Origin of the sequence: Micromonospora rosaria, from assembly GCF_001567585.1 — a bacterium.
Taxonomy (GTDB): domain Bacteria; phylum Actinomycetota; class Actinomycetes; order Mycobacteriales; family Micromonosporaceae; genus Micromonospora; species Micromonospora rosaria.
Window position 1 is genome coordinate 1 of sequence record NZ_LRQV01000276.1, and the last position, 2,165, is coordinate 2,165.

The window sequence follows — 2,165 nt, forward strand, 5'->3', positions numbered from 1 at the left end:
ACCAGCCCCCGGCCGTACTCGACCTCGAAGCCGTCCTCCGGGGAGTAGAACAGGGTGCCGGCCGCGCCGGCCGGGCGGCGACGCCACAGCCAGTGCACGTCCCGGCCGAACGACTCGACCAGCACCGCCAGCGCCAGCGCCACCGCGCCGACCGTCACCGGGGCCGGCAGCACGTCGGCCGCCGCCACCGCCAGCACCACGCCCTGCACCGCCGCGACCACCTTGCGCCACGTCCGGGGTGGCAGCGACCCGCGCAGCCACGGCAGCGGCCAGGCCGCCGCGACAAAGGCGTACCGCATCAGGCCGATGGCCAGCACCCAGCCGCCCGCCGACGGTGCGACGTGGACGCTGAGCACCAGGATGAGGAACGCGTCGACCTCCATGTCGAACCGGGCGCCGAGCGCGCTGGCCGTGCCGGTCCGCCGGGCGACCTGACCGTCCACCGCGTCCAGGGCGAGCGCGACGGCGGTCAGCGGCACCAGGACCGCGAGCGGTGCCACCCCGACGACCGGGTCCAGCACCAGCGCGGTCACGCCGCCGACCAGGACGCCCCGGGTCAGCGTCACCCGGTCGGCCGGGCCGAGACGCCGGCTGCCCTGACGACGCAGGCCGTGACTGAGCGTGAGGCAGGTGACCACGCCGTACCCGACCCCGGCGGACCACCCCACCGGGCCGAGGCCGACGGTCGCGGCGAGCCCCGCCAGCAGGGCGAGCTGGGCGATCAGTCCGAGTACCGGACCTGTTCGAACCGTTGGCACCGTTCCTCCGTGGCTATGATCGAAAGTTCGCTGACAGGGAACACGGGAGATTCGACCGAATGGTTCGCTGTGGATGCGGATCGGCGCCGCGGATGAGGAGAGGCCGATGACGCGCGAGGCGTACGCCTGCTGGCTGCGGTCGCCCGGGGTGGGCGAGATCCGCCCGGTGTCGGTGCCCGCCCCGGGACCGGACGAGGTCCTGGTCCGGACCCGGTACACCGGGGTCAGCCGGGGTACCGAGACGCTGGTCTTCACCGGTCGCGTCCCACCCGACCAGTACGCCGCGATGCGCGCCCCGTTCCAGGAGGGCGACTTCCCCGCCCCGGTCAAGTACGGCTACCTCAACGTCGGGGTGGTCGAGCAGGGCCGGGCCGACCTGGTCGGGCGGACCGTCTTCTGCCTCTACCCGCACCAGAGCGCGTACGTCGTCCCCGCCGACGCGGTGGTGCCGGTACCCGACGGGGTGCCCGCCTCCCGGGCGGTGCTGGCCGGCACGGTGGAGACCGCCGTCAACGCGCTCTGGGACGCCCCGCCGCTGGTCGGCGACCGGGTCACCGTGGTCGGCGCCGGCATGGTCGGCGCTTGCGTCGCGGCGCTGCTGGCCCGCTTCCCCGGCGTACGGGTCCAACTGGTCGACACCGACCCCGGCCGGGCCGCGACCGCCGCCGCGCTCGGTGTCGACTTCGCCCACCCGGCGGACGCGGCCACCGGCCGGGACCTGGTGGTGCACGCCAGCGCCAGCGCCGAGGGGCTGCAACGCGGCCTGGACCTGCTCGCCCGGGAGGGCACCCTGCTCGAACTGAGCTGGTACGGCGACCGCCCGGTGACCCTGGCCCTCGGCGGGGCGTTCCACTCCGGTCGGTTGACCGTGCGCAGCAGCCAGGTCGGCGCGGTCGCGCCGGCCCGGCGGGGCAGCCGGAGCTACCGCGACCGGTTGGCGCTGGCCCTGGACCTGCTCGCCGACCCGGTGTTCGACGCCCTGCTCACCGGTCGGTCGCCCTTCGCCGACCTGCCCGACGTGCTCGCCCGGTTGTCCACCGGGCGGCTGCCCGCCCTCTGCCACCTGATCAGCTACGACGGGGAGTGACCTGTGTTCAGCGTGACCGTCCGGGACCACATCATGATCGCGCACAGTTTCCGGGGTGAGGTGTTCGGCCCCGCCCAACGGCTGCACGGCGCGACGTTCGTCGTCGACGCCACCTTCCGCCGGCCCGACCTGGACGCCGACGGCATCGTGGTCGACATCGGCCGGGCCACCGACGAGCTGCGCGCCGTCCTCGGCGACCTCACCTACCGCAACCTCGACGAGGAGCCCGACTTCGCCGGGGTGAACACCACCACCGAGGTGCTGGCCCGCACCATCGCCGACCGGCTCGCCGACCGGGCCCGCGCCGGGGCCCTCGGCGA

At 74.9% G+C, this 2,165-nt stretch carries 3 protein-coding genes; 2 read left to right on the plus strand and 1 reads right to left on the minus strand.

The genetic code is table 11. From position 1 onward, the window contains the following. On the minus strand, positions 1 to 758 hold a 758-nt coding region (locus AWW66_RS31935; protein WP_067374506.1), incomplete at its 3' end, for a CDP-alcohol phosphatidyltransferase family protein. Between the two features lie 106 nt (positions 759 to 864). Between AWW66_RS31935 and AWW66_RS31940 the strand changes: the two genes are divergently transcribed. Continuing rightward, positions 865 to 1,845, plus strand: a complete 981-nt coding sequence (locus AWW66_RS31940) for a zinc-dependent alcohol dehydrogenase (RefSeq protein ID WP_067374508.1) — start codon at positions 865 to 867, stop codon at positions 1,843 to 1,845. Between the two features lie 3 nt (positions 1,846 to 1,848). Continuing rightward, the coding region (locus AWW66_RS31945; RefSeq protein WP_067374511.1) for a 6-pyruvoyl trahydropterin synthase family protein at positions 1,849 to 2,165 on the plus strand (317 nt) is incomplete at its 3' end.